Source organism: Streptomyces sp. NPDC048696 (assembly GCF_043198895.1).
Lineage (GTDB): Bacteria > Actinomycetota > Actinomycetes > Streptomycetales > Streptomycetaceae > Streptomyces.
In genome coordinates, this window is the sequence record NZ_JBICVJ010000008.1 from 32,505 (window position 1) to 58,497 (window position 25,993).

Below are 25,993 nucleotides of genomic sequence, written 5' to 3' on the forward strand. Positions count from 1 at the left end.
TGGTCGGTCGCAGCCCCAAGGGCTGCGGCCGACCAATGTCCGTTATGGCAAAGCGAGTTGAGGATTTCGGCCGACCGCGTGCCGGGTTCCCGTCTTCCGGTGGATCTTTCTCTGATATGGCGCGGTGAATTCGGTCCTTGTTTCGCCCGGGCCTATTCGCTTACGGTCACGGCTAAATCCGGATGGACCGCCGAATCCTGCCGCCGTCCGGAACCTCCCACACACACGAATGGCAGGAGCGGGGGACCCAGGTAAGCCGCCGATCCGGATTCCGGAACGGCTCGGGGTGCAGCCGCGTGCGCCGCGGCCGGGCAACTCCTGCCCGAACCCGACAGCTCACCTCGCAGGCGAAGGAGAGGAATTCGCCATGGCCGCAAAGGGTAAGCACCGCCGACCCAAGTCCAACTCCCTTACCCGTGGCCTCGCCGCCGCAGGTACGGGGGGCGCCGCGCTCGTCATTCCGGTGATGGGTGCGACCACCGCCGGTGCCGCACCCGCCGTCGCGCACTCCGCGACCACGGCCAGGGCGACGGTCGTCGCGGCCGCCAAGCCGACCGTGAAGACCGCCGTGAACACCGCCCCCACCAGCTACGCGGTCGTCGCCGGTGACTCGCTCGCCAAGATCGCCCACGACCTCGACGTGACCGGCGGCTGGCAGGCGCTCTACCAGGACAACCGGCAGGCCATCGGCGCCGACCCGACCATGATCCACCCCGGTCTGACACTGACGCTCGGCAAGCAGGCGAAGGCCCAGACGTCGGCCACCACCGCCGACCGTACGGCCACCACCGCCCGCGCCGACCGCTCCGCGCGCTCGACCACCCTCACCCAGGCCACGCCCGCCGTCGCCAAGACGACCACGTACGCGAACAACCTCGACGGATGGATCCGGCAGTCGCTGGACATCATGGCCCAGCACGGTATTCCCGGCAGCTATGACGGCATCTACCGCAACGTCATGCGGGAGTCCTCGGGCAACCCGCTGGCCATCAACAACTGGGACTCCAACGCCGCCGCCGGAATCCCCTCCAAGGGCCTGCTCCAGGTCATCGACCCCACGTTCCAGGCGTACCACGTGTCCGGCACCTCGACGGACAGCTACGACCCCGTCGCCAACATCACCGCCGCGTGCAACTACGCGGCCAGGATGTACGGGTCGATCGACAACGTGAACGGCGCCTACTGACCGGATCCCCGGTCGAGGGCGTCGCCTTCCGCACCGCCACGGTCGCCTCGGCGCCCGGTCCGGCGATACCCCCGGGGGTACGCTGGCCCGGACGTGCAGCGAGGAGGGACCCACGCCCATGGCCAGGACCGTCGACGAGGAAGCCACCGCCGCCGTACTGAACCGGCTGCGCCGTGCCCAGGGCCAGCTGGCCGGTGTCATCGCGATGACCGAGGCCGAACTCGAACGCCTCTTCCTCGCCCTCGCCTGACGGGTGAGTGCGGCGGGCAGCCCGCCGCACTCACCCGCGCGATCCACTTCGGCAAAGCCCCGGTGACGGGTCGGTTACGGAGAGCCAGGGGGCGGCATGACGGCGTCGTCAGCTGATGGGGTCAGCGGGTCGCTGTATGAGAAGGCGAGCGATCTGCACCGGCGGGGCAGGCCGGAAGAGGCGATACCGCTCCTGCGGGAGTTGCTGGGAGAGCTCTCGGAGGACGTCGGCGGACGTTACGCGCTGGGGGTCTGTCTGACCGATGCGGGAAAGACCTCCGAGGTGCAGGCCCCGTTCCGCCGCGTCCTGGACATCGAGCCCACGCACTACCAGGCCGCCTACCGGCTGGGCCGGCTCCTCCAGGCCGACGCGGATCCGGCGGGCGCGGCGGCCGCGTACCGCCAAGTCCTGTCGGCCGTACCCGAGTTCAGGGACACTGCGGCGCGGCTGCGGGCGTGCGGGGGTGCTCCCGACGCCATTCGGGCGACCATTCCCGGGGGAGCAGCGCCTCCAGGTATGCCGCCCCCCCAGCATGCCGCCCCCTGGTATGTCCGGCCCCGGTATGGCGCCCTCCGGTATGCCGGTCACCGGGCGGGCCTTCGCGCCCGGGCCGCCCACCCTGCGCGCCCAGTCCGACGCCCATCGGGTCGCGGAGCGGGGCTGACGTGCACCCCTGACCCATAGCGCCGCGTACCGTCCCCCAAGTGTCGGGAAATCGCGGTGAGTTGTCACCGTTCGCGGTGCACCCGCAGCATCGGCACCTCGAACGACATCTCCGATACGTCCGGTCGTGGCGGCGGGTGGTAGCGGCCCGCGCTGACCGACAGGTTGACGATGAGGTGGGCCCGCCAGTGCCCGCCCACTCCGCGCCCGTCGGAGAAGACAGCCGCGCCGTTCACCCACCAGGTGACCGACCGCGCGCCGAACTCGACCCGCAGGTCGACGAGGGCGCCGGGGTGGACGGCCGGGTCGTGGTGGTAGTGGTGTGCGGTTCTGACGTGGTTGGACAGCTCCAGCAGATCCGGGTTGTCCGGGTGGTACTCGAACACGTCGATCTCCTGGCCGCCGTCCCGCCATGTCCAGATCGCGGGCCACGCCCCCACCTCTCGCGGGAGCCGTACGCGCGCTTCGACTACGTCCCCGACGCACACCATGAAGTCCTCGTCGCTGCCTTCCGTGGTCAGCAGTCCCGTGCTCCATGTTCCCTCGGGGCGGCGCCGGGCCCGGAAGGTGCCGGTGCGGCTGTAGGAAGGGTCGGCGACCAGGTGGTCCAGCTTGTCGTCGCCGGGGTTGACCGGACCGCCGTCCGGATACGCCCAGGAGCGGCCCGCCACCCACTGCGCGGGCGACGCGAAGTCGGCGGTGAGGACGGGGGCGTGGGCTGCGTGGGGCCGAGGTGTGGGGGTTCGGTGTACGGAGACCCCGTGTTCCGAGAGCATGGTCACACTCTGGCACCGACTGGGCACGCTCCGGCATGAAGGGGTGCCCAGGCCCGCCGGACACCCTCCGCAGTATGCTTTACGTAAGCAAATATCTGATCCCGATGTTCGAAAGTTTGGCCAATGGGCGGCGAAGTTTCCGGGTGATCCGGGTGAAAATTGAGCATTTGCTGTACGGAGCGACCCTGCCGTGCTACTGTTGATCCAGTTGCAGTTGTGGTTCCCAAAAACTTCAAGTGCCTTGACGGTCTACTTCCGTCGGGCACTTTTGTATTTCCGGTGCCTTTCCGGACGGGGCAATCATCACGGCGACGCCGAGGTCCACACAGTGTGGATCTCAGGGCACACGCCCCGAAGGAGATATGACATGGCTACTGGCACCGTGAAGTGGTTCAACGCGGAAAAGGGCTTCGGCTTCATCGAGCAGGAGGGTGGCGGCCCGGACGTGTTCGCCCACTACTCGAACATCGCCACCCAGGGCTTCCGTGAGCTCCAGGAAGGCCAGAAGGTGACCTTCGACGTCACGCAGGGCCAGAAGGGCCCGCAGGCGGAGAACATCGTCCCCGCCTGACGCGATTGACGCTCAGATTTGACGCAGCTGGGGCCCGCACCTTGTGTACGGGCCCCAGCTCGTTGCTGTCTGCGGGGCCGTGCCCGCCGCGCCGTGAACGGCGTTTCGCGCACCGCACGGATCCCCTGACGCCGCCCCGGGCTCCGGCCCCGGCTGCGGCCTCGTATTCGCTTTTTCTTTCGGCTCGTTCTTGCGATTCCCTGGCCGTTGTTCCGGTCGCGAATTCCTCGATACGTGCCATATCGAGGAAGGTTCTCCTTTGAACCGTTCAGCTCGCACGAACGACCGTTCCTTCGGCGCCCGCAAGGGCGGTGGCGCCGGTTCCGACCGGGGCGCCCGCTTCCGTCCGCAAGCCCCCGGGCGCTCCGGTGCCTCCGGTGGCCGTGGTCGCCGTACGACCGCCCCGCAGGGCGAGTTCGCGGCGCCCGACACCCTTACCCCCGCGCTGCCCGCCGTCGAGACGTTCGCCGAGCTCGACATGCCGGCCGAGCTCCTGAAGACGCTCACCGACCTCGGCATGGACACCCCGTTCCCGATCCAGGCGGCCACGCTGCCGAACTCGCTCGCCGGTCGCGACGTGCTCGGTCGGGGACGCACCGGATCCGGCAAGACCCTCGCGTTCGGCCTGGCCCTCCTCGCCCGTACGGCAGGCAGGCGCGCCGACTCCAAGCAGCCGCTCGCCCTGGTCCTCGTCCCCACCCGCGAGCTGGCCCAGCAGGTCACCGACGCGCTCACGCCGTACGCCCGCTCGCTGAAGCTGCGGATCGCCACGGTGGTCGGCGGTATGTCGATCGGGCGCCAGGCCGGTGCGCTGCGCTCCGGCGCCGAGGTCGTCGTCGCGACGCCCGGGCGTCTGAAGGACCTCGTCGAGCGCCGTGACTGCAAGCTGGACCGCGTGAGCATCACCGTCCTGGACGAGGCCGACCAGATGGCGGACATGGGCTTCATGCCGCAGGTCACCGAGCTGCTCGACCTGGTGCGCCCCGACGGCCAGCGGATGCTGTTCTCGGCCACGCTCGACCGCAACGTGGACCTGCTGGTCCGCAAGTACCTCCACGACCCGGTGGTCCACTCCGTCGACCCGTCGGCCGCGGCCGTCACGACGATGGAGCACCACGTGCTCCAGGTGCACAGCGCCGACAAGTACGCCACGGCCACCGAGATCGCGGCCCGCGAGGGCCGGGTGATCATGTTCCTGGACACCAAGCACGCCGTGGACCAGTTCACCAAGCACCTGATGAGCAGCGGTGTACGGGCGGCCGCGCTGCACGGCGGGAAGTCCCAGCCGCAGCGCACCCGCACCCTGGCCCAGTTCAAGGACGGGCACGTCACCACGCTGGTGGCCACCAACGTCGCGGCCCGGGGCATCCACGTCGACAACCTCGACCTGGTCGTCAACGTCGATCCGCCGACCGACCACAAGGACTATCTGCACCGTGGCGGCCGCACCGCGCGCGCCGGTGAGTCCGGCAGCGTCGTGACCCTGGTGCTGCCCAACCAGCGCCGGGAGATGAGCCGGCTGATGTCCGACGCGGGCATCCGGCCGCAGGTCACCCAGGTCCGCTCGGGCGAGGCCGAGCTGAGCCGGATCACCGGCGCGAAGAAGCCTTCGGGCGTCCCCGTCGGGGGCGCGGCGCCGCTCACCGAGCGCCCCAAGCGCGGCGGCGCCCCGTTCCGCGGCATGGGCACCACCCCCGGCCGCTCGGGCGGCTCGCGCCGCACCACCGAGGCGCAGCAGCTCGCAGAGGCGCGCAAGGCGGCCCGGGTCCGGCGTTCGGCATAGCGCTCGCCGCGCCGACGCCGGGCCGGGGCCGCTCAGCGGGTGGGCGTGTGCGTCGGCGGGGCCGCCGGGAAGGTCTCGCCGAGCAGGGCGTCGAAGAGCGTGGTGACCTCGTGCTCGGTCAGCCCCTCCTCCTTCGCCTGACGCATCCACTCCCCGAGCCGGGCCCGCAGGGGCGACTCCGGTGCGGTCTGCGGGGTGGCCAGGGAGCGGGTGATGAACGTGCCCGCGCCCTGGCGCACCTCGACAAGGCCGGAGCGTTCCAGCTCCCGGTAGGCCTTGAGCGTGGTGTTGGGGTTGACCTTCGTGGTGGCGGCGACCTGGGCCGCGGTGGGCAGCTTGTCGCCCTCGGTCAGTGCCCCCATCCGCAGCGCCTGCTCCACCTGGTGCACGATCTGGAGATACGCGGGCAGTCCGCTGCGGCGTTCGATGCGGAAGACGACCACGGCGGTGTCCTCAGAGCGCCCGGCGGCGGCTGCGCCACAGGACGAGGGCGACGAGCACCGCGCTCCCCATGAACAGCACGGCGGCCGCGGTCCACTGCAGGGTGGCCATCTGGTCGTAACCGAAGTAGTCCCAGACCGAGTTGACGATGCCCTTCCGGGCCCGGCAGGCGTCCGCGTCCGCGTTGACGCAGGTGCCGTACCCGTAGAGCTTGCCGGACGCGGTGCCGACCCACTGGTCGAGCTGGGTCGCGCCGGCCGGGACCGGCGGGTTCTCGGTGTGCAGCGGGAACGCGATCCGGCGTGCGGTGGCGAGGTGCGGCTTGAGGTAGTCGAAGAGGACGACGAAGGCGTACGAGCCGAAGAACGTCAGGGTCATGGCGGTCACCGCGCGGCGCACCAGGGCGCCGATGGCGAGACCGAGCGACATGGTGAAGAACGCCATCGCGACCAGCATCGGGCCGGTGGTGGTCAGCACCGAGTCGTCGTACCAGTCGGTGGAGACGAAGGGGTGGGCGGCGCGCCAGTACCAGGTCAGCATCGCGCCGAGCACACCGGTCGTCACCGCGACGAGCCCGAAGGCGAAGCCCAGCTTCCAGCCGAGCCAGCGCGTCCGGGACACCGACTGGGTGGTCACCAGACGTGCGGTGCCCTGCTCCTGGTCGGCGGTGAGGAGCGGGGCGGCCAGGAAGACGGCGAGCAGCAGCGGCAGGCCCGACACATACCCGGCGATGTCGTCGAAGGTGCGTCCGGTGCGCTCGCGCAGGGCGGGGTCGAGGGCGTCCGCGGACTTGCCGGGCCACCCGGCCGCGTGCATGGTGTCCAGCATCGCGCCGCGCTCGTGCGCGATCCAGAGCGAGCCGATCACGGTCACCGCGAGACACACGAGCAGGGGCACCCGGTGCTGGCGCGCCATGAGCCAGGCCAGTCCGCGCAGCCTGCGGGGCTTGGCGGGGGCGTCCGTCAGGTCGGGGGCGGGGCGGGTGAGCGTGCTCATACGGCGAAGTCCTCTCGGTGGCTGGGAGCGGCGGCCGGGGACAGCAGTGCGGGCGCCTCGGGGTTGCGCAGGTAGGCGAGCAGCACTTCCTCCATGCTGGGCTCGGACAGCTGCCAGTCGCCGCTCAGCGGTCCTTCGTGGCGGACCATGGCCGTGAACTGCCGCCCCGCGGTGCGGACTTCGATCGCGGTGTGGGTGGCCAGGGCGGCGGGCAGCTCGCCGTCCTCGGTGACACCGGTGACCAGGGTGTGCATCGGCACCAGCTCGTCCGTCTCACCGGCCATACGGATGCGGCCACCGGCGAGGACCAGCAGGTAGTCGCACATGTGCTCAAGCTCGCTGAGCAGATGGGAGGACATCAGCACGGTGGTGCCGCGCTCGGCGGCCTCGGCCATGAGCAGCGAGCTCATCTCGTCGCGGGCCAGCGGGTCGAGATCGGCCATCGGCTCGTCGAGGAGCAGCAGATCGGGCTTCTTGCCGAAGGCGAGCGCGAACGCGACGCGGGTGTGCTGACCGCCCGAGAGGCTGCCGACGCGGGCGTCCAGGGGGATCTGTCCGGCGCGCACGATCCGCTCGGCCGCCGCCGCGTCCCAGCCCGGGTTGAGCTCCTGGCCGAGCCGCAGCGTCTCGGCCACCGTGAACCGCTTGAACAGCGGCTTGTCCTGGCTGAGGTAGGCGTAACGGGGCAGCGCGGCGGGCGAGTCGGCCGGTGTGCCGAAGATCCGCAGCTCACCGCTGGTCGGCTCGCTGAGCCGGGTCGCCAGGCTGAGCAGGGTGCTCTTGCCGGCGCCGTTGGGACCCACGAGCCCGCAGATGCGCCCGGCCGGAATCCTGAAGGAGCAGTCCTTCAGCGCCCAGCCCCGACGGTATTTCTTCCCCAGCCCATGGGCCTCCAGGGCCCACTGGGCATCGGCCGTGCCAGGAGCGATCGTGCCTCGCACGCGGCCCCCCTTCCATGATTCCACTAGTTGACTAGTGGAATCATGGTCTTGGTGGCGATGGCATGTCAAACGACGACGAGAAGGTGGCTAGGGCCTGTCCGGTGGATCTGGCCGCCTTCGGTCCGGGCCGCCGTTTCGGTGCTGGTGAGCGGGGGTGTGGTGCGTCCAGCTGCAAGGCGGAGGAGGGCGGCGACGCGTGGGGGTGCCCCCTGGTCGAGCGGAGCCGAGAGCTTGGGGGAGTCGGCAACCGACGACAACGCGGCAGATGGGCGTGCCACACCCGCGCGTCCCAGGCAAGATCCACCGGACAGGCCCTAGCCCGCCGTCGCCGCCAGCGCCGCGACGGTCTGCTCCCACAGATCGCGGGTGATGTCGGCGGCCGGAGCGGAACGGGCCAGGCGGTGGCGCCGGCCCGCCCACAGATGCAGCCGCTCGGCGTCCCCGCTCCTGGCCGCCGCCGCGCGCAGGCCCCGGGTCAGCTGGTGGACCTGCGGGTACGCACTGGGGGCGGCGGCGTCGTGGGCGTCGATGAACCGATTGCGCAGGCCGCGCGCGGGGCGGCCGGAGAACGCCCGGGTGACCACGGTCTCCTCGAAGCGCGGGTCGACGAGTGCGTCCTGATGCGTCCGCGAGGCACCGGACTCGTCCGCGCGCAGATACACCGTGCCGAGCTGCGCCGCGACGGCGCCGGCCCGCAGTACGGCGGCGATGTCCTCGCCGGTGCCGAGGCCGCCCGCCGCGATCAGCGGGATCCGCACCCGCTCGCGGACGGCGGCCAGCAGGTCGGACAGTGGCAGCTCCTCGGGCGTGGCCGCGACGTCGTGGGTGCCCCGGTGCCCACCGGCCAGCGGACCCTGTACGCACAGCGCGTCCACCCCGCATGCCTCGGCGGCCGCGGCCTCGGCCACCGTGGTGGCCGTCGCCACCAGATGGCTGCCCACCCGGTGCAGGGCCTCCACCGCGTACGGCGTGGGCAGCCCGAAGGTGAAGGAGACGACCGGCACCGGCTCGCGCACCAGCACGTCGAGCTTCGCGTCCCACTCGTCGTCGTCCGCCTCGCCGGTGGGGACGGGCAGCTCGATACCGTACGCGGCCGCGTCGGCCAGCAGTTCCTCGCGGTAGGCGGTCACGGTGGCCAGTGTGTCGGCGGCTTCGGTCGCGTTCGCGGCGGGCGGGCCCGGCACGAAGAGGTTGATCCCGAAGGGCCCGGAGGTCAACTCCCGGGTCTTGCCCAGCTGTTCGCGCATGTCCTGCGCGGTGCGGTAGCCGGCGGCGAGGAAACCGAGGCCGCCCGCCTCGCTCACGGCGGCGGCCAGTTCGGGCGTGGAGGCACCGCCTGCCATGGGGGCCTGTATGAGAGGGATGGTCAGCTGGTCGGGCTGGAACGGCATGTCGTCCTCCAGAGGTTGGGGTTGCGTCGTTCGACGTATCGATCATGCCTGCGGTGGCCGTGGCGACGGCAGCGTCGACAGGGCGGGTTTCGGCCACCGAGGGGGCGCAGAGGCGGACCGTGACGGACCAACGCCCCGCCTCGGTGGGGACGGTGTGCTTCCGGACAGCTGAACGCTTCGGTCGCACGAAGCAAAAGCCCCCTGCCGGGCGGGAAGCGTCCTGGCGGGGCCCTCTCACCGGATGAGAGCCGGTCGCGGGGCGGATCACGGAGCGCGGTCGGTCGCGTGGCGCGAACCGACCCCGCTGACAAGGGGTTTGGACGACCTGGGACGGCTTTGGACGGCTTGGTCGCCGTGGCGGACGCACCCGGATGAGACGTGGGGGCATCCCATGAGCGGGGTCGAACGGGCAGGTTGATGGCCGGGGGATCCATATCGTCCGTACACGTGTGCGTCGTACGATTCCGGCCGCCCGGCGGTCGAGTCCGGCCGCCGGACACCGAGATATGGGGGAATCATGTCCGGCTTGGAACGAGACAGATCGGAACGGGAGCGATCGGAACGGGATGACGGCGGTGTGCCCGATCCGGGGGCACTCAGCACAGTAGGGGAGTTCGTCGCGGCGCTCCGGGTCATCAAAGCGGTGGAGAGCCTGTCCCTGCGCGAGTTGCAGCGGCGCAGCGGTCTGCCGAGGACGACCATCGCGCATGCGCTCAACGGGGAACGCCCGTCACTGCCGCCCTGGGACCGGGTGTTGGCCCTGCTACGGGCGTTCGGCGTCGCGGAGGACGAGCTGGGGCGGTGGAAGGACACCTGGACGCGGATCCGGCTCACGTCGACTCGGGAAGCGGCGGCGGAAGCGGGTGCGGAGCAGGTCGTGACCCTGATCGAGCCTCCGGCGCCGGACAGGCCGCACGAGCTGGGCAGGGCGTCGGGAGCTCACCAGGACGCGGCGGTCGGGGCGGAGGCGGCCGCGGCGGTGGTGATCGATGTTCCCCGGGCACCACGCGCCCGCTTCGGCCCGAGGCGCCGACTGCTCGCGCAGGCGGGGCTGCTCGCCCTCGGCGTGGGCGTCGGGGCGGCCGTGGTCTTCGGGATGACCGGCACGTCGAAGAGCCCGCAGCACACCTCGGCGGCCCCCGCGGCGGCCGAGACCTGTTCGCCCGCCGTGGGCGGCGAGGTTCCCGAACCGCTGCCGCCGAAGCCGTCACAGAGCGACGCCGTGCCGACCTCGCCGGCGCAGCACCCCGCCTGGGTGGCGCGCCCCGCCTCGGACGCGCAGATCCTCGACGACACGGATGTGGACCTGCCGATCACCACGCCGGTACGGGCCGGGGACGCGCTCGTCGTCAGCCTCATGCTGACCAGTACGTGCCCGGGCCGGGTCGAGGTGACGGACACCCGGGGGGACGAGTTCCGGGTCGCGGGCGACGTGATGGACGGGCGCCACCACCGCACCGTGGTCCTGGTGGGCTTCCACGTCCATCCGCTCACCACGGCGGACTCGATCCGCGTGATGTATCCGCACGCCAGCAAGTACCACGTCGCGGTGGACGAGTTCCGTGGCGTCAGCCAGGTGGTCGGCCACGCCCAGGGCCACGGGGAAGCCGGCGGCGCGTCCTTCAGCACCAACTACGTCAAGCTCGCCTGCGCCCCCGGGGATCTCCTGGTGGCGGCGGTGGGCACCAACAGCGGTACCGCGCCGGCGTTCACGGGCGAGTGGAGCGCGCTGCCGGTGCTCAGGCTGTCCTCCTACCGGCTGTCGACCGCGTACCGCGTCGCCCCGCCGGACCGCTCGTGCGCGGCCACCGGCAGGACCACGGCCCAGTGGGGCGCGCTGGCGGTGGCGCTCCGGTAGACCGCGCCGGTCGGCAGTGGCTCACGTCCGCGAGGGCCGGATCCCCATCGGCCCTCGCGGACGGGGTGCGAGATGACACTGTGCCGTTCGTGTAACCGTCGCGCCACAGCGGCGTGTACCCGTGAACCGGCCGGGGGCCCGTGGTGTGTTGACCCGCGAGTGCCGGTGCGTACTGGCCGTACCCCTGGGGGAGACATGCAGAGCAAGAGCGGGCGTCACGCGGTGACGGTGGCGGCGGTGGCCGTGGTGGCCGGTGTGCTGGTGGTCGGTTGCGACCCGAGCGGCAAGGGGACCGGTTCCGGGACCGGTTCGTCCACGGCGCCGAGCGCCGCGAGCACACCGGACCCCGCGGCGCCGTCCGCGAAGACGCCGTCCACGGGTACAGGCAACGGCACCCCGGCCAAGCACACCACCGCGCACTGCACCATCAAGGATGTGAAGGTCACCCCGGCCCACCAGGCGGCGAAGCGCCCGTCGGGCACGGGTACGGGCGCGGCGGTCGTCGGTGTCGTGAACACCTCCGCCCACCCCTGCTCGGTGAAGGGCTATGTGACGGTGGCCGGCGCGGGCAACGGAGCGCCGGGGAAGAACGTCCCCCTGACCGTGCACCACACCGGTACGGCGGCCACGGTCGTGCTCGCCCCCGGCGCCCACGCCTGGACGAAGCTCACCTTCGTGCAGGTCCAGGGCGAGGGTGGCGGCTACTGCAAGTCCGGGGCGACGCCGTACTCGTACCCCACCGTCGTGATCGGTGTGCCGGGTGCCGGTGCGCACCAGACCGCCATGGACGACGGCGTGTTCGCCGGATGCGACAACACCGTCACGGTCACCGCGCTGTCGAGCGTGAAGCCGTCCTGACCCGTATCACCCGCCGCTCGGGCAGTACACCGCGATCCGCTGGACGAGGTTGTTGGCGAAACCGCCCCGGTTCCAGGGCTGGGTGAGCGGCTGGGTGTTTCCCTCGGCGTCGGTGGCGCGGGCGCTCAGGACGTGGTCGCCGGGTGTGGCCGTCCAGGGCGCGTGCCACCGCCGCCAGGCCCAGTCGTGCCCGTCGGGCGGGGCGAGTTCGGCCGCGTACCAGTCGCGCCCGTCGTCCGTGCTCACCTCCACCTCCGTGATGGGTGCGCGGCCCGACCAGGCGCGGCCCTCCAGGCGCACGGGGCCGGGGCGCACGACGCGCGCGCGGGTCATGAAGTCGGGGAAACCGGGCGGGATCATCAGCGCGCGCGGGGCGATCCGGGTGACCGGCTCACCCGGATCGTCGGCCGACTGCCGCAGGCGATAGGCCACTTGCTGCTGGAAACCGGTGTACGGGGTGGCCGTGAGCTCGATGTCGCACAGCCACTTCACCTGAGCCATGCCGTACCACCCGGGCACCACGAGCCGCAGCGGGTGGCCGTGCTGGGGCGGCAGGGGAGCGCCGTTCATCGCGTACGCCACCAGCACCTCGGGGTTGCTTCCCAGGGCGTCGGCCAGCGGCAGGCTGCGCCGGTAGTCCTGCTCGACACCGCGCTCCACGCCGTGGTCGGCGCCGGTGAAGACCGCCTCGACGGCGTCCGGCCCGACCCCGGCCTCGGCGAGCAGGGTGCGCAGCGGCACTCCGGTCCACTCTGCCGTCCCCACCGCCTCCACCAGCCACGGCTGGCTCACCGGCCGGGGGGTGAGGCGGGCCCGGCCGTTGCCCGCGCACTCCATGGTGACCCGGTGGGTGACGGCCGGGAAGGACCGCAGGGCCGCCAGGTCCAGGGTCAGCGCGCTCCGCACCCGCCCGCGCACGGTGAGTTCCCAGCCGTCCGCGCCGCCGTCCGGGATGTCGTAGTGGACCAGTACGTAGTGCAGCCCGGGCGGGGTGACGTCGTAGCGCAGTGCCTCCAGGGGCAGCCCGTGGTTGCGGGTGGCGAGCGCGAGTTCCTCGGGGCTGATGCCCTCGGTGGGCTCGGCCAGACGCCCCGGTGGACTGATGTCACCGATGCGGCCGTTCATGACCCCATGGTGCCTCGGCGGCCGGGAATTGCGAGTCCAGGCGTGCGGGCGGACGCTGGAGGTGTCAGCCCTGTGGCGCCCGACGACGACTGCGGCCGACGAGGGCGCCGGGTCACCGGCGCGCGTATCCACCGGCGGCCCAGCAGGGGAAGGGCCGGGCGGCGTACGGACCGTACGTGCCGCTGGAGGAGATCGTCATGGACGGCACGACGCTGGAGGCGATGCGGACCGTGCTGCGCGGTCCGGTGATCGGCCCGCAGGACCCGGAGTACAACGAGTCCCGTGAGATCTACAACGCGATGATCGACCGCAGACCGGCCGCGATCGTACGGTGCCGGGACGCCGGGGACGTCATCGACGCGGTCGACTTCATCCGCGACCACGGGCTCGAACTGGCCGTCCGGGGCGGCGGACACAGCGGCGCGGGCCTGTGCCTGGTGGACGGGGGTGTGACCGTCGATCTGTCGCCGATGCGCTGGGTGCGCGTCGATCCGGCGGCGGAGATCGCGCAGGTGGGCGGCGGCAGTCTGCTCGCCGACCTGGACCACGCGTCCCACGCGTTCGGTCTGGCCACCCCCGCCGGCATCATGTCGACGACGGGCGTCGGCGGGCTCGCCCTCGGCGGCGGGCACGGGCATCTGACCCGCAAGTACGGCCTGACGGTGGACAACCTGCTGGCGGCCGACGTGGTGCTGGCCGACGGCAGTTTCGTCACCGTGGACGAGCGCAACCACCCCGATCTGTTCTGGGCCCTGCGCGGCGGCGGCGGGAACTTCGGTGTCGTCACCGCCTTCACCTTCGGGCTGCACCCCGTGCACACCGTGGTGCTCGGGGTGACCCTGTGGACGCTCGACCGCATCGGTGACGTGCTGCGGTGGTACCGCGAGTTCCTGCCGCAGGCGCCCGAGGACCTGAACGGGTTCTACGCGGAGCTCGTCGTCCCGCCGGGGCCGCCGTTCCCGGAGGAGATCCACGGGCAGAAGATGTGCGGTGTCGTGTGGTGCTGGACGGGCGACCCGGACCAGGCCGAGAAGGCCTTCGCACCCGTCAACGAGCCCGGCCCGCCGACCTTCCACTTCACCGCGCCGATGCCGTACCCCATGGTGCAGAGCATGTTCGACGAGCTGATCCCCAAGGGGCTGCAGTGGTACTGGCGCGGCGACTTCTTCGACCGCATCACGGACGCGTCCATCGATGTGCACGCCAAGTACGCGGAGGGCATTCCCACCGGCCTGTCGACGATGCACCTGTACCCGGTCGACGGCGCCGCCCACCGGGTGCGCGCGGGAGACACGGCCTGGGGGTACCGGGACGCGGTCTGGTCCGGGGTCATCGGCGGCATCGACCCCGACCCGGCGAACGCGGAGACGGTCCGGCAGTGGTGTGTGGACTACTGGGAGGAGTTGCATCCGCACTCGATGGGCGGTGCGTATGTGAACTTCATCGGCGCGGGAGAGGGGCAGGACCGGGTCCGGGCGACCTATCGCGACCAGTACGAGCGCCTCACGGCGGTCAAGGGTACGTATGATCCGCGCAACTTGTTCCACGCGAACCAGAACATTGAGCCGGCGAGGTAGTTGCTTGTCGTTTGGCTGCGGGCCGGTGGGGGCTTGTCGCGCAGTTCCCCGCGCCCCTTGAGTGCGGCCACTGCGTCAGGTCGGCAGTAGCCGGGCTATCAGCGCGCTCAGCTGTCGCGCGTTGCGGCACGCGTGCATCTCCACCACCTCCGCGTACGCCAGGGCCGCCGAGTCGCCCGTCGACCACAGCGCGGGCTGTTCGGGGTTGAGCCAGTAGGCGCGGCGGGCCCGGGCGGTGATGCGGCGCAGGGCGGGGACGTTCGGGTCGCTCATGTTCGTACGGGCGTCGCCCAGGACGAAGACGGCGGTGCGCGGGCCGACCGCGTCGAGGTGGCGCTCGGCGAACTCCCCGAGCGCGGTGCCGTAGTCGCTGCTGCCGTGCCAGCCCGTGACCGCCGCCTCGGCGAGGATGCGGGTGGCGAGCCCGGCCGGGTCGGCGCTCGCGTTTGCGACCAGGTCCGTGACCTCGTCGACGCGGTTGACGAAGGCGAACACGCGCACCTTGGAGAACTGGTCGTGGAGCGCCTGGACGAGGAGCATCGTGAAGTTGGCGAAGCCCGCCACCGAGCCGGAGACGTCGCAGAGCAGGACGAGTTCGGGGCGCGCCGGGCGTCGGCGGCGCAGGACCGGCCGCATTGGCACGCCGCCGGTCGACAGGGAGCCGCGCAGGGTGCGGCGCAGATCGATCTGTCCGCGTGCCGCACGGCGTCGGCGCGCCGCGAGACGGGTGGCCAGTTTGCGTGCCAGCGGGTGCACCGACCGGCGCAGTTCATCGAGTTGGGCCCGGCCGGCGAGGAGGAAGTCGACCCGGTCGGCGGTGGGCGGCAGCGCCCTGCGGGCGATCTCCTGCGCGCCGCGCCGCTCGGCGACCCGGCGGCGGGCCTCGGCGCCGACCCGTCGGCGGAACGCCTCGATCCGGCGCCGGATCTCGTCGTCGGTGAGCCGGTCCGTGAACGCGTCTCCCTCGGCGCCCTGCCCGAGCGTCGTGCGTACCCGCGCGAGCAGTGTCTGGGGCCGCAGCCGAGCGAGGGTCTGATGGGCCGACCAGCCGTCCGAGCCCGGCGTCGCCCCGTATCCGCCGAGGCTGTCCACCGCCTCGGCCGCCAACTGATCCAGCATCGCACGGTCGTCGGCGGCCAGCGCGGCCGCCAGCCGGTCGCGCAGGTCGGCGGTGTCGCCGCCGGAGTGGTCCGGCGCGCCCACGCGGAGCGGGAAGTACAGATCGAAGACCGGGTCGAAGACGGCGCGTTGGCCCTCCTGGTGGAGCAGGGCCGCCGCGAGGCCTTCCCGGATCCGCTCCCGGTCGTCGAACCCCAGCACCTCCAGGACGGCCGCCGCGTCCACGGTCTCGCCCGGCCCGATCCCGATGCCGTGCGCGCGCAGGCTGCGCACCAGCTCGGTGAGGCGGTCGGGCAGGTCGGTCACACGGCGTCCAGGTCGAGCTTGGCGGCGGCCTTCAGGACGTCGTCCTGGTGCTTGAGGATCACGCCGAGGCTGTCGCGTACGACGCTCTCGTCGAGGGTGTCGGCGCCGAGGGCGAGCAGGGTGCGCGCCCAGTCGACGGTCTCCGCGACCGACGGGGCCTTGCGCAGGTCCATCGCCCGCAGCGCGCCGACCACCCGCACGACCGAGGCGGTGAGGGCGTCGTCGAGGCCGGGCACCCGCATGCGCACGATCCGGCGCTCCAACTCCTCCTCGGGAAAGCCGATATGGAGGAACAGGCACCGGCGGCGCAGGGCCTCGGACAGCTCCCGGCTGGCGTTGGAGGTGAGCACCACGAACGGGCGGCGCGTCGCGGTGATGGTGCCGAGCTCCGGCACGGTGACCTGGAAGTCGCTGAGGACTTCGAGGAGCAGCCCCTCGACCTCGACGTCCGCCTTGTCCATCTCGTCGATCAGCAGGACCTTGGGGTCGCGGCCGCGGATCGCGGTGAGCAGCGGACGCGGGAGCAGGAACTCCTCGCCGAAGATGTCCGTCCGCGTCTCGTCCCACGACTCGTCGCGGCCCGCGGTGATCCGCAGCAGCTGCTTGGCGTGGTTCCACTCGTACAGCGCGCGGGACTCGTCGACGCCCTCGTAGCACTGGAGCCGGATCAGCCGCGCGTCCGCGGCCTGGGCGACGGCCTTGGCGAGCTCCGTCTTGCCGACGCCCGCCGGGCCTTCGATCAGCAGCGGTTTGCCGAGGCGGTCGGCGAGGAAGACGGTGGTGGCGACAGCGGGCGAGGCCAGATAGCCCGTCTCGGCGAGGCGCGCCGAGACGTCGTCCACGGACGTGAAGTACCCGGTCGTCATGGGGTGTTCTCCTGGTCTCGGCTCGGCGTGCCGGTCCTTGTGCGGGAACGGCCCTCGTACTTGATCAGGTCCCTGAGCCGGACCACAACAGGGGAGACGCTGTTTGCGGTGAACGTCACGGTGGGGCGGGCTGGTCTGAGCCCTGGCCTACGACGGGGTCGACGGCGTCGCGCGGCGCGTGGTGAGCAGCAGGGCGATGTCGTCCGGGCGGTCCGTCGTCTGGCGCGCCAGCTCGATCAGCAGGTCCGCCGTGCCGGTCAGGGAGGCGCCGCCCCGGCGGGTGGGGGCGGCGGCCTGGGCCAGGGCCGCGCGGAGCCGTTCGATCCCCGTGTCGATGTCGGTGCCGGGGTTCTCGACCAGACCGTCGGTGTACAGGGCGAGGACCGCGCCCGGCTCAAGGCGCAGCTCCGTCACCGGGTACACGGCCGTCGGGTCCACGCCGAGCACCACGCCGCCGGGCAGGTCCAGGACCTCGGCGGCGCCGTCGGGGTGGCGCAGCAGCGGCTGCGGGTGCCCGGCGCGGGCGGCCTGGGCCGCTCCGGTGTCCGGGTCGAGCCGGATGTAGCAGCAGCTGGCGAACTGGCCCGGGTCGAGGTCGATGAGCAGCCGGTTCGTCCCGCTCATCACTTCCTGCGGGGAGTGCCCGCCGAGCGCGAACGCCCGTACCGCGCTGCGCAGTTGACCCATGGTGGCGGCGGCCTGGACGCCGTGCCCCTGGACGTCGCCGATGACCAGGGCGAGCCCTTCGCCCGCCTCGATCACGTCGTACCAGTCGCCGCCCACGTCCATCCCCTGGGTGCCGGGCAGATACCGGGCCGCCGTCTCCACCTGCGGGTGCGCCGGAAGGCGGTGGGGGAGCAGGGCCGCCTGGAGCCCCCGGGCGAGGGCCGCCTCGGTGTCGTGGCGCTGCGCCCGCTCCAGGGCCTGGGCGATCAGCCCGGCGAGCGCGGTGAGCACCGTGCGCTCCTGCGCGCTGAACGTACGGGGCAGATCGAAGCCGAGGATGCAGGAGCCGACCGGCCGGCCGGAGGCGATCAGCGGCAGGAACGCGCGGGCGCCCTGCTCGGCGTCGAGGGCGATGCCGGGGTAGGCGGCCGCCAGCTGCTGCATGGACTCGAAGAACAGGGGGCGGCCGCTGGTCAGCGTCTCGACGCCGGGGAGCCGGACGTCCAGGCCCACTCCGTCGAAGGGGTCCAGGAACCCCTGCGGGAAACCGGTCTCCCAGGCCAGGTAGAGGCGGCGCTCATGGAGCAGATAGATGGCGAGCCGGCGGCCGCCGAACGCGGGCAGCAGCTCCCGCATGACCACGGCGGACACCTGCCGGGCCGTGACCGCCTCGCTCAGCGCGATGGCGAGGAAGAGCGGCGGGTACAGCGGCGCGGTCGCGTTCGCCACCGCTTCGGGAGCGGTCGCGGTGTCCGCCGGGTCCGCCAGGGACGCGAGCGCGGCCGGTGGCAGCGGGCCGACCGCCGCCTGGTCCGCCGCGGCGTCCACCGGTCCGGCTGCGGCCGCCGGGCCGGCGTCGGCGGCGCCCACCGTGTCCGCGTCGTGCCCCAGCGGGACCGCCGTGAACGTCAGGCCGTCCGGCCCCGGGTAGGCCGAAAGGGACAGCCAGCTGTCGTACCCGGTGTCCGATTGCTCGCCGTCCGGCCGGGGTCGCCTGACCCGGAAGTGGACCGGGTCCCGCGAGAGCAGCGCGCCGCGCAGATGGTCCTCGTAGGCGGGCCGGTCCAGCCACGGCACGGCCTGCCACAGCGGGCGGCCGAGCAGTTCCGCGCGGGGCCGCCCGAGCAGTTCGGCGGCGCGCGGGTTGACGTAGCTGATCAGACCGAGGCGGTCGAGCGTGAAGACGCCCTCGGGCAGCAGGTCGGCGGCGCCGTCGCCCGCCGCGCCCCCGCCCATGTCGACCACGATGCCGCTGAGGCGGGCCTCCTCCGGCGACGCGCCGCCCGGCCTGGAGATCTCCAGCAGGCGCATTCCGCCGTCGTCGGCGCGCACCCGCAGCGGCTGGGGTGGCGCCTGACCGGTCTCGGCCGTCTCGCGCAGCGCAGCGATGAGCTCGTGGGCGTCGTGCGGTGCCACCGAGGCGGCCAGTGCCTCGGGCGTGCCGGTGAAGCGTGCGGGCGCGGTGCCGAGCAGGGCGGACAGGGTGTCGTCGGCCGTCACCGTGCCTGCCGCCAGGTCCCAGGAGAACCGCCCGACGGCGCCCGGCGGGGTGTGGTCGGCCGGTGGCCGTACGCTCAGCGGCTCGCCGTCCCACACGACCCGCGGCCCGTCCTCCTCCAGCTCCAGGAGCGCGGCGCCCAGGCCCTGCGCCGCCTCGGTCAGGCGGTCGCGGTCGAGCTTCGCGGCCGTCGCGTCCGGCATCGCGGGCCGCAGCACCGCGAGGACCCCGTACGGCGTCGACGCGCCCACCACGGGCACGTACACCGAACCGAACCGGAACGGCAGACCGGCCGCGAGCTGCGGATAGCGGCGCATCGTCTCCGTCGGGTCGGCCAGCTGGATCTCCACGCCGAGGCGGTGGGCGTCGGCCACCGGGAACGGCCGGTCCATGTGCATCCGCCACCACGGCCGGAACAGCGGTCCGGGCAGCCCGGCGAGCACGGCGAGCCGGAGCAGCCCGGGCGTGCTGGACCGCAGATACGCACCGCCCACATGGCCGCCGACCGCACGCATCGACTCCGCCACGGCCCCGGTGAGCAGGGTGGCGAGCCGTTCAGGCGCCCGGTGCCGGCTCTCGGCGCTTCCAGTCATCGGTCTGCCCTCGTCCGCGTGCCGCGCGGTAGGTGATACAGCAAGAATGCGCCCCGGCGCCGCAGGCCCGCACTTCGGCGCCGTGCCGTGCCGCCCGGCCTCAATGGATCGTATGTTCGATTACTGCCGTGCCGGGACCGGGCCGCCGGGGTCCCGATCCGGCCGGTGCCGCAGGGCTCGTACGGCCCTGCCGATGCCCCCGCTGAGCAGCAGACCCGCCACGCCGAGCGCGATGAGTGCCACCAGCGGATGCCACCACGCGGACTGGAGCCAGGGGAGCGTATGGCGGCCGACCCAGCCGATGTCGGCGCCCGTGCACTTCGCCTTGCAGGCACCGGTCCCGAAGAGCGACTTGCGCCGGACACTCATCGCGGCGACGAGTGCGACGACCAGCAGCCCCACCAGGGCCGGTACGAGGCGCCGGCTCAGCCCCCAGGCGGCGAGCGCGATCAGATACACGCCGATGGCCGTGATCACCGCGCCGCCCAGGCTCAGCACCCGCGCCCCGAGGATCATGGCGGCGACGCCGATCGCGACGCAGACGAGCCCGGTGAGCGTCAGCGCCCGTGGCGCGCCGCCGAACAGGCCGGACGCGCGGTAGCCGGTCATCGCCACCGTGCGCGCGGACGTGAGCAACGGTTGGACCGACGCCGGGGCCTTCTTCACCGCGGTCGCCGTGGCCATCGCGGTGGCGAACGCCTTGGTGACGGTACGGGTGAACAGGGGCTCGCCCAGCTCGTCGGCGAACGTCTCGTCGGGGACCGGGCAGTCGGCGAGGCGTGCGGCGATGGCGTCCGCCGTCGCCGCGGTCGCCACGGGCCGCGTCTCGGCCGCCGAGGTGGCGAGGGCGGCCGCGATGAGCTTGTTCTGCTCCGGGCTCCACTTGCGGGTCAGCACCGCCGACGCCGCCGCCTGCGCCGCGGCCACCGCCCTGTCCGACTGCCCGGCCGTCTCCAGTACGTCAACGGCCCATGGGGAGTGGCGAGTTGACGGAGTGCTGAGCACATGGCGGGCGACGACCGGCAGTTCCTCCGCCGCGATCCACCGCTGCCAGCTGTACGCCGCCCACATCGCGGTGAGCGGAAGACAGGTCGGCATGGCGGCGGCGGGGTCGTCGAGGAAGCCCAGCTCCGCGATGACGGCTTCGCGATCCAGCCGGACGGCGGCCTCCCCGGCCGCTTCGACGGGCCAACCCCGCGGCTCCGTACCGTCGAGGACTTCGTCGCGCAGCCGCTCGTAGAACCACTGGCTGCGCGGGACCGTGCCCGTGGGGGCGTGGAACTCGGCGAGTGCCTGGACGCGCCGTGGGTCGAGCAGCAGATGGACGATCCAGCCCGCGCCGTCCAGGCGTCCCCAGGCCCAGTCGTTCGCCCGCCAGGACGACTTGTAGAACGCCCCGAAGTGGAACAGCTGCAGCCCGGTGAGCTTGGAGGCGGCGGTGGCACGCCGTGGGGTGAGCACACCGCGGGTGTCCGCGCTGACCTGGATGAGCTCGACCGGTTGCTCCACCGTCAGATTGACGGGGAGTACGGAGCGGGTGGCCACGTGGAGTTCGAAGAGGCGGAAGGCGATGGCGTGGTCGGCGTCGTAGGGGTCGATGCCGCCCGAGAGGAAGTGGACGTAGGTGGCGAGTTCCGCCGCGGCGTTCTGCCGCCGCTGGTCCATGGATTGCGGTGGGAAGGCATCGGCGCCGACCGGCGCGCCACCGCTCCGCGCGTACCCGCGCAGTTGGTTCACCACGTCCGACAAGTCCTGCCAGCCGTCCTCAAGAGAGCGGGGCGCGGGAGCGGATGGTGCCGGTGTCGCCAGCAACCCCGCGTACTGGACCGCCAGCGACTCGGCGAGCTCGGGAAGGGTGCGCTGGTCCCCGTCGTCCCCGGCGAAGCCCTTCAGCTCGTTCTCGACGAGTTTGTCGACGCGGGGCCGCTCGCCCGCGATGAACGCCTCGTGCACCTGCTTGTTCAGCGCACCCAGTGCGGTCCACCTGCCGGGGTCGCAGACGTATGCCGCTTGGAGCATCGCGAGGACCGTGGCCTTGGCGCCGTCGTACGCCGGGCGCCCGAACTTCACCAGTCCGTCCAGGCCGCTGCGATCGGGCAGTTCCCACTCGGCGGCGATCGCCGACGCGGCCGCCGTCCGGCACTCCTCCTCGGCGCTGCGCCCGGGCGCCAGTGCCGTGCGCCAGCCGCCTGGCATCCGCTCCTCGGGCATCGTCGTCACCGCACGCATCAGCGCCGCCAGCACGGGCTCGACCAGCCAGGTGGCCTCGCGGACGCGATAGTCGGCCAGCATGGTCCGGGTGAGCAGGCGATAGCCGGGCAACTCCTCGGACGGCGGCTCGCAGTCGGCCAGCCGTGTCCCGAGCTCGGCCATCCGCAGCCGGGTGTCGCGCAGCGAGTCCACCCGGTCGTTGTGCCGGCGCAGGGCCTTGAGATCGGCGCTGATGCTCTGGTTCAGCACACTGCCGAGGTCCTTGAGCAGCGCCTCGCCGAGTGTCCAGGGCGCGTCGAACGACTCCCGGAGCGCAGGTGCCCGGCGCGGGTCCGGTGCCTGGCCGGGCGACGGGACGACGTACAGCAGCACCCGTCTGACCTGGCGTTCGGCCGGACGGTCGAAGACGGCCTGGAGCAGCGGGCCGATGGGCCGGTTCGCGAGCAGACCGCCGTCGGCCACCCAGTGGTCGCGGGTGATGTCCGTGTACGGCTTCATGCCCGGGTGGCGCAGGATCCCCTTCGCGGGCACGGCGAGGATCTCCTTCTCGAACGGCACGAACGCGGGCTCGAAGGCGAGGGGATACGAGGCGCTGCACCGCGCCGCGAGCGACACCGGGCCGAAGGCCGCGGCCCCCTTGAGCTGCTTCTCGTCGAACGCGAAGAGACCGTGGTGATCCACGTCCTGGACCAGTGTCCCGAACGCGTCCGTGAAGCGGCTCGTCTCCCCGGTGAGCAGGGTGGTGGTGACGAAGACATCGGTCGGTGGATCCGGTTCCAGCACGCTCGTCGGCGGGCGGTACAGGACTTCCGTCGGCTCAAGCCTTTCGAGGCCGTTGAGGAGTTTTTTGAACAGGACCCCGTCGCCCCGCAGCAGCGACGGCGGATTCTGCTCCTTCGGGTCGCGCAGCAGCGTCTCGAAGGCGCCGGACGTGAGCCAGAACTCCCGCAGCGGGCCGAGGTCGAAGGCGTTGACCCGGGCGAGGCCGAGCAGCACACCGTTGATTCCCCCCGCACTCGTGCCGGACAGCACATCGATGCTGACCGTGGTGTCGAGCAGATCCAGCAGACGTACGTAGAGGTCCCGCACCCTGCCCTGGGGGTCGGACGGTTCGCCGAGGTCGGCTACGAAGTCACCGTTCGCCGGTGGATGGCGGCGCCAGGCCGCCTGTTGCAGCAGATTCAGCTCGCGTGCGACACCGCCCATCCAGATGGCCAGACTCACGCCTCCGGTCATGGCGGTGGCGATACGGATCTCCTGGGTGCGCCCGTTGACCGGCGTGACATCCATGGTGCTCCTCTGGGGCGGGACTGCTCTCGCTGCGCAGAACGGTCAGGCTCCCGCAAACGCGGCACTCGCGGCATCCCGCCACGGCGCAGCGGCCCTCACTTTCTTTCCGCCCGCTCACCCCTTTCGCCGAAGGTGCGGCGGTAGGCGCCGGGCGTGGTGCCGAGAGCGGCGCGGAAGCGTCGGCGGAGGTTGACGGCCGAGGCGAGGCCCACGCGGGTGGCGATGGCCTCGACGGGCAGATCGGTCTGCTCCAGCAGGACCCGGGCCGCGTCAAGGCGTTGACGCAGGAGCCACTGGCCCGGGCTGGTGCCCAGCTGTTCGGTGAAGCGCCGGGCCAGGGTGCGGCCGGACAGCTTGGCGCGCTCCGCGAGCCGGTCGAGGGTGAGCGGGGTGTGCAGTTGGGTGGTGGCCCAGTCGAGGAGCGGTGCCAGTGACTCGTCGGCGGTCCTGGCGGGCGTGGGCCGCACGGCGTACTGGAGTTGGCTGCCCTCGCGGTGCGGTGGGAGGACCATGCTGCGGGCGATCTCGGCGGCGTGCGCCGAGCCGTGGTCGGAGCGTACGAGGTGCAGACACAGGTCGATGCCCGCGCCGCTCCCGGCGCTGGTCGCCACGTCGCCGTGGTCGACGTAGAGCACATCGCTCGCCACGTCCACCGCCGGGAAGTCGGCGGCGAGCTTGGCGGTGCGGCTCCAGTGGGTGGTGGCGCGGCGGCCGTCGAGCAGTCCGGCCCGGGCGAGCACGAACGCGCCGGTGCAGATGGAGACGACCCGGGCGCCGCGCCGGTGGGCGGCCCGCAGCGCGTCCAGGATGGCCGGCGACACCTCGGCCCCGGTCGGCTGCCAGCCGGGCACGACCACGGTGTCCGCCTGTTCCAGGGCGCCGAGACCGGCGTCGACGAGCATGGTGTAGCCGACGGTGGTCGGCAGCGGCCCGGGGCGCTCGGTGCACACCTGGAACGCGTAGTGGGCGGGCACTCCCGGCCGCACGGTGGCGAAGACATCGGCGGCGCAGGCGAGTTCGAACGGTGACTGGGGCGCGTTGACCAGAGCCACGACACGATGACGGTCCATGGCGAGAATGTACCCGAGGATGTCATTCTGGACTCTGCGATGCGAGCCCCGGCTCGATCACAGTGGACCCCATGAGCGAGATCACCGAAACAGGACCGTTGAAGAGCGTCGAGCGGATCGAGGACGCGGAGGCCGTCGTCATCGCCCCGGGGATCGTGCAGCGCAGGGTCGGCAGGACCGGCCACGCGCGCGGCTGGCTGGTCGACTTCGAGCCGGGCAGCGAGTGGCCGGAGGTCGACTTCCACACCACCGAGGAGCGCTACTACGTGCTCAGCGGGGAGGTGATCGAGGGCGAGGAGCGCCATGGGGCGGGCACCTATGTGGTGTTCGCGCCCGGCAGCCGGCACCGGCCGCGCAGTGAGAGCGGGGCGCGGATGCTCGGCATCACGGTGCTCTGAGTACGCCTGAACACACGAGTGGGCCGGAGGCACCGTGCCTCCGGCCCACTCGGCCGTGCGGGTTACTGGCGTGCGGCGTGGCCGCTCGCCAGCGGCCACTCGCGGTTGAGGGCGCCCAGCGGGATGCGGCGCTCGATCACCGGCGTCCCGAACAGCGAGAGCTGGAAGTGGAGTTGACCGCTGAGGTCGAAGCCGCCGTACAGCGCCCAGGCGCCGGACACCGAGGTCTTGCCGTCGCTGGACGCGGTGGCCTTGGCGTCGGCCTCACCGCGCAGATACGGGGCGAAGTCGGCGCTGACGCCGACCGCGCCGTACAGACCGACCGACGCCTCCGCGCCGAGTGCGCCCTTGACGCGCCCGGCGGCCGTGACGCTCGCCGTCACGGGGGTGCTGTGCACCGCCGAGGTGCTGACGGGGGACCAGCCCTTGCCGGCCGCGTAGCTACCGCCGACCCGGAAGTCGCCCTTGACGTCCTGCTGGACGTCGAGCGTGACCTTGCCGTCGGCCTCGACCTGGACGTAGCAGGTCAGATCGAGGTTGACGACGACGGGCACCGGGCCGACCTGGATGACCGGCGCGCTGTGCAGCTTGGCGAACGGGATGCGCTTGGGGGCGCCGGTGCTCGCCGCGGCGCGGCCCTGGAGCGCCCACTGCGAGGACCACTTGCCGCTCATGCCGAGGAACGCGGAGCTCGGGCCGAACCCGCCGCTCTTGCTGCCGTCGTAGGAGAACTCCACCTCGGGGGCGAGCTGCACGAAGCCGGAGACCGAGGCGCCGGCGGAGGCGGGGGCGTCCTTGGCGGTGTCCACCGCGGCGTTGACGTCCAGGCGCAGATTGCCGAGCGGCAGCTTCGCGCCGTTCGGGCCGAAGTGCAGACCGTCGCCCTTGGCCCAGGAGAAGTTGACGCCCTTCATCAGGGGCACCACGGTGACCGACGACGGGTCGACGGGGACCTTGCCGTCGGCCTTGTCCTCCTTGAGGACGGAGGCCAGGGTCGTGGAGGCGGTCTTCACCTCGGTGCCGTGCTCGGTCTTGCCGACGACTTCGGTGACCTTCGCGAGCAGGCCGTTGGGGGCGCCCGGGGCCGGTGCGCTGGCGATGATGTCGCCGACCGCGACGGGCTTGTCGGGCGCGGGGGAGTGACTGGGGGAGTGGCTGGGCGATCCGGTGCGGCGCTGCGGCGCCGAGGATATGACGGCCCGTTGCTTCGCCTGGTCGTAGGAGGCGACCTTCAGGGTGGACTTCTCCGGCTGGCCCTTGCCCGAGCGGGTGCGGGCTATGGAGGTCGGCGCGGACGACTCCAGCGGCGCGGCGGCAACGTCGAGCTGCTGGGTGTCGTCGGCCGATGCGGTGGTGGTGGCGCCGGCCGGTGCGGCCGCGCCGGTGTGCGACGAGGAGGAACAGCCGGTGGCGGCGAGCGCCAGCGCGGTCAGACCGGGGACGAGGAGGCGTCTGGTGAGGATGCGCACGTAGGGGTGACTTTCACATCGAGGGGAGGGGCGTTACTCGCAAGTAACGGAAAGGTGATCATGCCATGTACGCCAGGCGGCCGTCACATCG

The 25,993-nt window shown here is 72.2% G+C and carries 19 protein-coding genes, 2 pseudogenes and 1 riboswitch; of the genes and pseudogenes, 9 read left to right on the forward strand and 12 right to left on the reverse strand.

The features are described from left to right. Window positions 1–178: 178 nt before the first annotated feature. Window positions 179–363, forward strand: a riboswitch (cyclic di-AMP (ydaO/yuaA leader). Between the two features lie 4 nt (window positions 364–367). The 3 genes and pseudogenes from ACGFRG_RS18255 to ACGFRG_RS18265 all read left to right on the forward strand — a co-directional run. Then, complete coding sequence (locus ACGFRG_RS18255; protein WP_361421674.1) at window positions 368–1,186, forward strand: LysM peptidoglycan-binding domain-containing protein; 819 nt, start codon at window positions 368–370, stop codon at window positions 1,184–1,186. A 118-nt stretch (window positions 1,187–1,304) separates the two neighbouring features. Next, window positions 1,305–1,403 (forward strand): annotated as a pseudogene (locus ACGFRG_RS18260) (metal-sensing transcriptional repressor); the annotation flags it as partial. A gap of 129 nt (window positions 1,404–1,532) precedes the next feature. Beyond that, window positions 1,533–1,661 (forward strand): annotated as a pseudogene (locus ACGFRG_RS18265) (hypothetical protein); the annotation flags it as partial. A 503-nt stretch (window positions 1,662–2,164) separates the two neighbouring features. On the opposite strand, the gene ACGFRG_RS18270 reads toward ACGFRG_RS18265, so the two are convergent. Then, a complete protein-coding gene (locus tag ACGFRG_RS18270) occupies window positions 2,165–2,875 on the reverse strand; it encodes a beta-glucanase (RefSeq protein WP_393264990.1) in 711 nt (236 codons plus the stop codon). Window positions 2,876–3,242: 367 nt separating this feature from the next. Between ACGFRG_RS18270 and ACGFRG_RS18275 the strand changes: the two genes are divergently transcribed. Both ACGFRG_RS18275 and ACGFRG_RS18280 read left to right on the forward strand, forming a co-directional pair. Further along, window positions 3,243–3,446, forward strand: coding sequence for a cold-shock protein (locus ACGFRG_RS18275; protein ID WP_046247661.1), 204 nt, complete (start codon window positions 3,243–3,245; stop codon window positions 3,444–3,446). A gap of 259 nt (window positions 3,447–3,705) precedes the next feature. Continuing rightward, window positions 3,706–5,229, forward strand: coding sequence for a DEAD/DEAH box helicase (locus ACGFRG_RS18280; RefSeq protein WP_393264993.1), 1,524 nt, complete (start codon window positions 3,706–3,708; stop codon window positions 5,227–5,229). A 32-nt stretch (window positions 5,230–5,261) separates the two neighbouring features. Here ACGFRG_RS18280 and ACGFRG_RS18285 read toward each other — a convergent pair whose 3' ends face one another. From ACGFRG_RS18285 to ACGFRG_RS18300, 4 genes are all read right to left on the reverse strand, one after another. Beyond that, window positions 5,262–5,672 carry a GntR family transcriptional regulator gene (locus ACGFRG_RS18285; RefSeq protein WP_393264996.1) on the reverse strand — a complete coding sequence of 137 codons (411 nt, stop codon included), beginning with the start codon at window positions 5,670–5,672 and terminating at the stop codon, window positions 5,262–5,264. A gap of 10 nt (window positions 5,673–5,682) precedes the next feature. After that, window positions 5,683–6,666: an ABC transporter permease gene (locus ACGFRG_RS18290; protein WP_361421692.1), complete on the reverse strand. Its 984-nt coding sequence runs from the start codon at window positions 6,664–6,666 to the stop codon at window positions 5,683–5,685. Further along, entirely contained in the window at window positions 6,663–7,607 is a 945-nt protein-coding gene (locus tag ACGFRG_RS18295; protein ID WP_393264997.1) for an ABC transporter ATP-binding protein, read from the reverse strand. Before ACGFRG_RS18295 ends, ACGFRG_RS18290 begins: the two co-directional genes overlap by 4 nt. Before the next feature lie 314 nt (window positions 7,608–7,921). Next, on the reverse strand, window positions 7,922–8,998 hold the full coding sequence (locus tag ACGFRG_RS18300; RefSeq protein WP_361421695.1) for a nitronate monooxygenase: 1,077 nt from the start codon (window positions 8,996–8,998) through the stop codon (window positions 7,922–7,924). A 517-nt stretch (window positions 8,999–9,515) separates the two neighbouring features. Here ACGFRG_RS18300 and ACGFRG_RS18305 point away from each other — a divergent pair. Continuing rightward, window positions 9,516–10,856 (forward strand): helix-turn-helix domain-containing protein, encoded by a 1,341-nt coding sequence (locus tag ACGFRG_RS18305; protein WP_393264999.1) that lies wholly within the window; start codon window positions 9,516–9,518, stop codon window positions 10,854–10,856. Window positions 10,857–11,051: 195 nt separating this feature from the next. After that, window positions 11,052–11,714 carry a DUF4232 domain-containing protein gene (locus ACGFRG_RS18310; RefSeq protein WP_361421699.1) on the forward strand — a complete coding sequence of 221 codons (663 nt, stop codon included), beginning with the start codon at window positions 11,052–11,054 and terminating at the stop codon, window positions 11,712–11,714. A gap of 6 nt (window positions 11,715–11,720) precedes the next feature. Here ACGFRG_RS18310 and ACGFRG_RS18315 read toward each other — a convergent pair whose 3' ends face one another. Next, window positions 11,721–12,839 (reverse strand): sulfite oxidase, encoded by a 1,119-nt coding sequence (locus ACGFRG_RS18315; RefSeq protein WP_361421702.1) that lies wholly within the window; start codon window positions 12,837–12,839, stop codon window positions 11,721–11,723. Window positions 12,840–13,036: 197 nt separating this feature from the next. On the opposite strand from ACGFRG_RS18315, the gene ACGFRG_RS18320 reads away from it, so the two are divergent. Next, the gene (locus ACGFRG_RS18320; RefSeq protein ID WP_361422148.1) at window positions 13,037–14,416 is read left to right on the forward strand and encodes an FAD-binding oxidoreductase; all 1,380 of its coding nucleotides are present in this window, start codon (window positions 13,037–13,039) and stop codon (window positions 14,414–14,416) included. Between the two features lie 75 nt (window positions 14,417–14,491). Here ACGFRG_RS18320 and ACGFRG_RS18325 read toward each other — a convergent pair whose 3' ends face one another. The 5 genes from ACGFRG_RS18325 to ACGFRG_RS18345 all read right to left on the reverse strand — a co-directional run bounded on the left by ACGFRG_RS18325 (window position 14,492) and on the right by ACGFRG_RS18345 (window position 24,035). Beyond that, a complete protein-coding gene (locus ACGFRG_RS18325) occupies window positions 14,492–15,841 on the reverse strand; it encodes a VWA domain-containing protein (RefSeq protein WP_393265003.1) in 1,350 nt (449 codons plus the stop codon). Next, entirely contained in the window at window positions 15,838–16,707 is an 870-nt protein-coding gene (locus tag ACGFRG_RS18330) for an AAA family ATPase (RefSeq protein ID WP_393265005.1), read from the reverse strand. The genes ACGFRG_RS18325 and ACGFRG_RS18330 overlap by 4 nt, the downstream gene beginning before the upstream one ends. Window positions 16,708–16,854: 147 nt before the next feature. After that, window positions 16,855–19,464, reverse strand: a complete 2,610-nt coding sequence (locus ACGFRG_RS18335) for a SpoIIE family protein phosphatase (protein WP_393265008.1) — start codon at window positions 19,462–19,464, stop codon at window positions 16,855–16,857. 120 nt (window positions 19,465–19,584) lie between these two features. Beyond that, on the reverse strand, window positions 19,585–22,965 hold the full coding sequence (locus ACGFRG_RS18340; protein WP_393265011.1) for a patatin-like protein: 3,381 nt from the start codon (window positions 22,963–22,965) through the stop codon (window positions 19,585–19,587). A 95-nt stretch (window positions 22,966–23,060) separates the two neighbouring features. Beyond that, window positions 23,061–24,035, reverse strand: coding sequence for a GlxA family transcriptional regulator (locus tag ACGFRG_RS18345; RefSeq protein ID WP_393265014.1), 975 nt, complete (start codon window positions 24,033–24,035; stop codon window positions 23,061–23,063). A gap of 71 nt (window positions 24,036–24,106) precedes the next feature. On the opposite strand from ACGFRG_RS18345, the gene ACGFRG_RS18350 reads away from it, so the two are divergent. Beyond that, window positions 24,107–24,433, forward strand: coding sequence for a cupin domain-containing protein (locus ACGFRG_RS18350; protein WP_393265016.1), 327 nt, complete (start codon window positions 24,107–24,109; stop codon window positions 24,431–24,433). Window positions 24,434–24,495: 62 nt separating this feature from the next. On the opposite strand, the gene ACGFRG_RS18355 is transcribed toward ACGFRG_RS18350, so the two are convergent. Next, a complete protein-coding gene (locus tag ACGFRG_RS18355) occupies window positions 24,496–25,902 on the reverse strand; it encodes a hypothetical protein (protein ID WP_393265019.1) in 1,407 nt (468 codons plus the stop codon). Window positions 25,903–25,993: the final 91 nt, after the last annotated feature.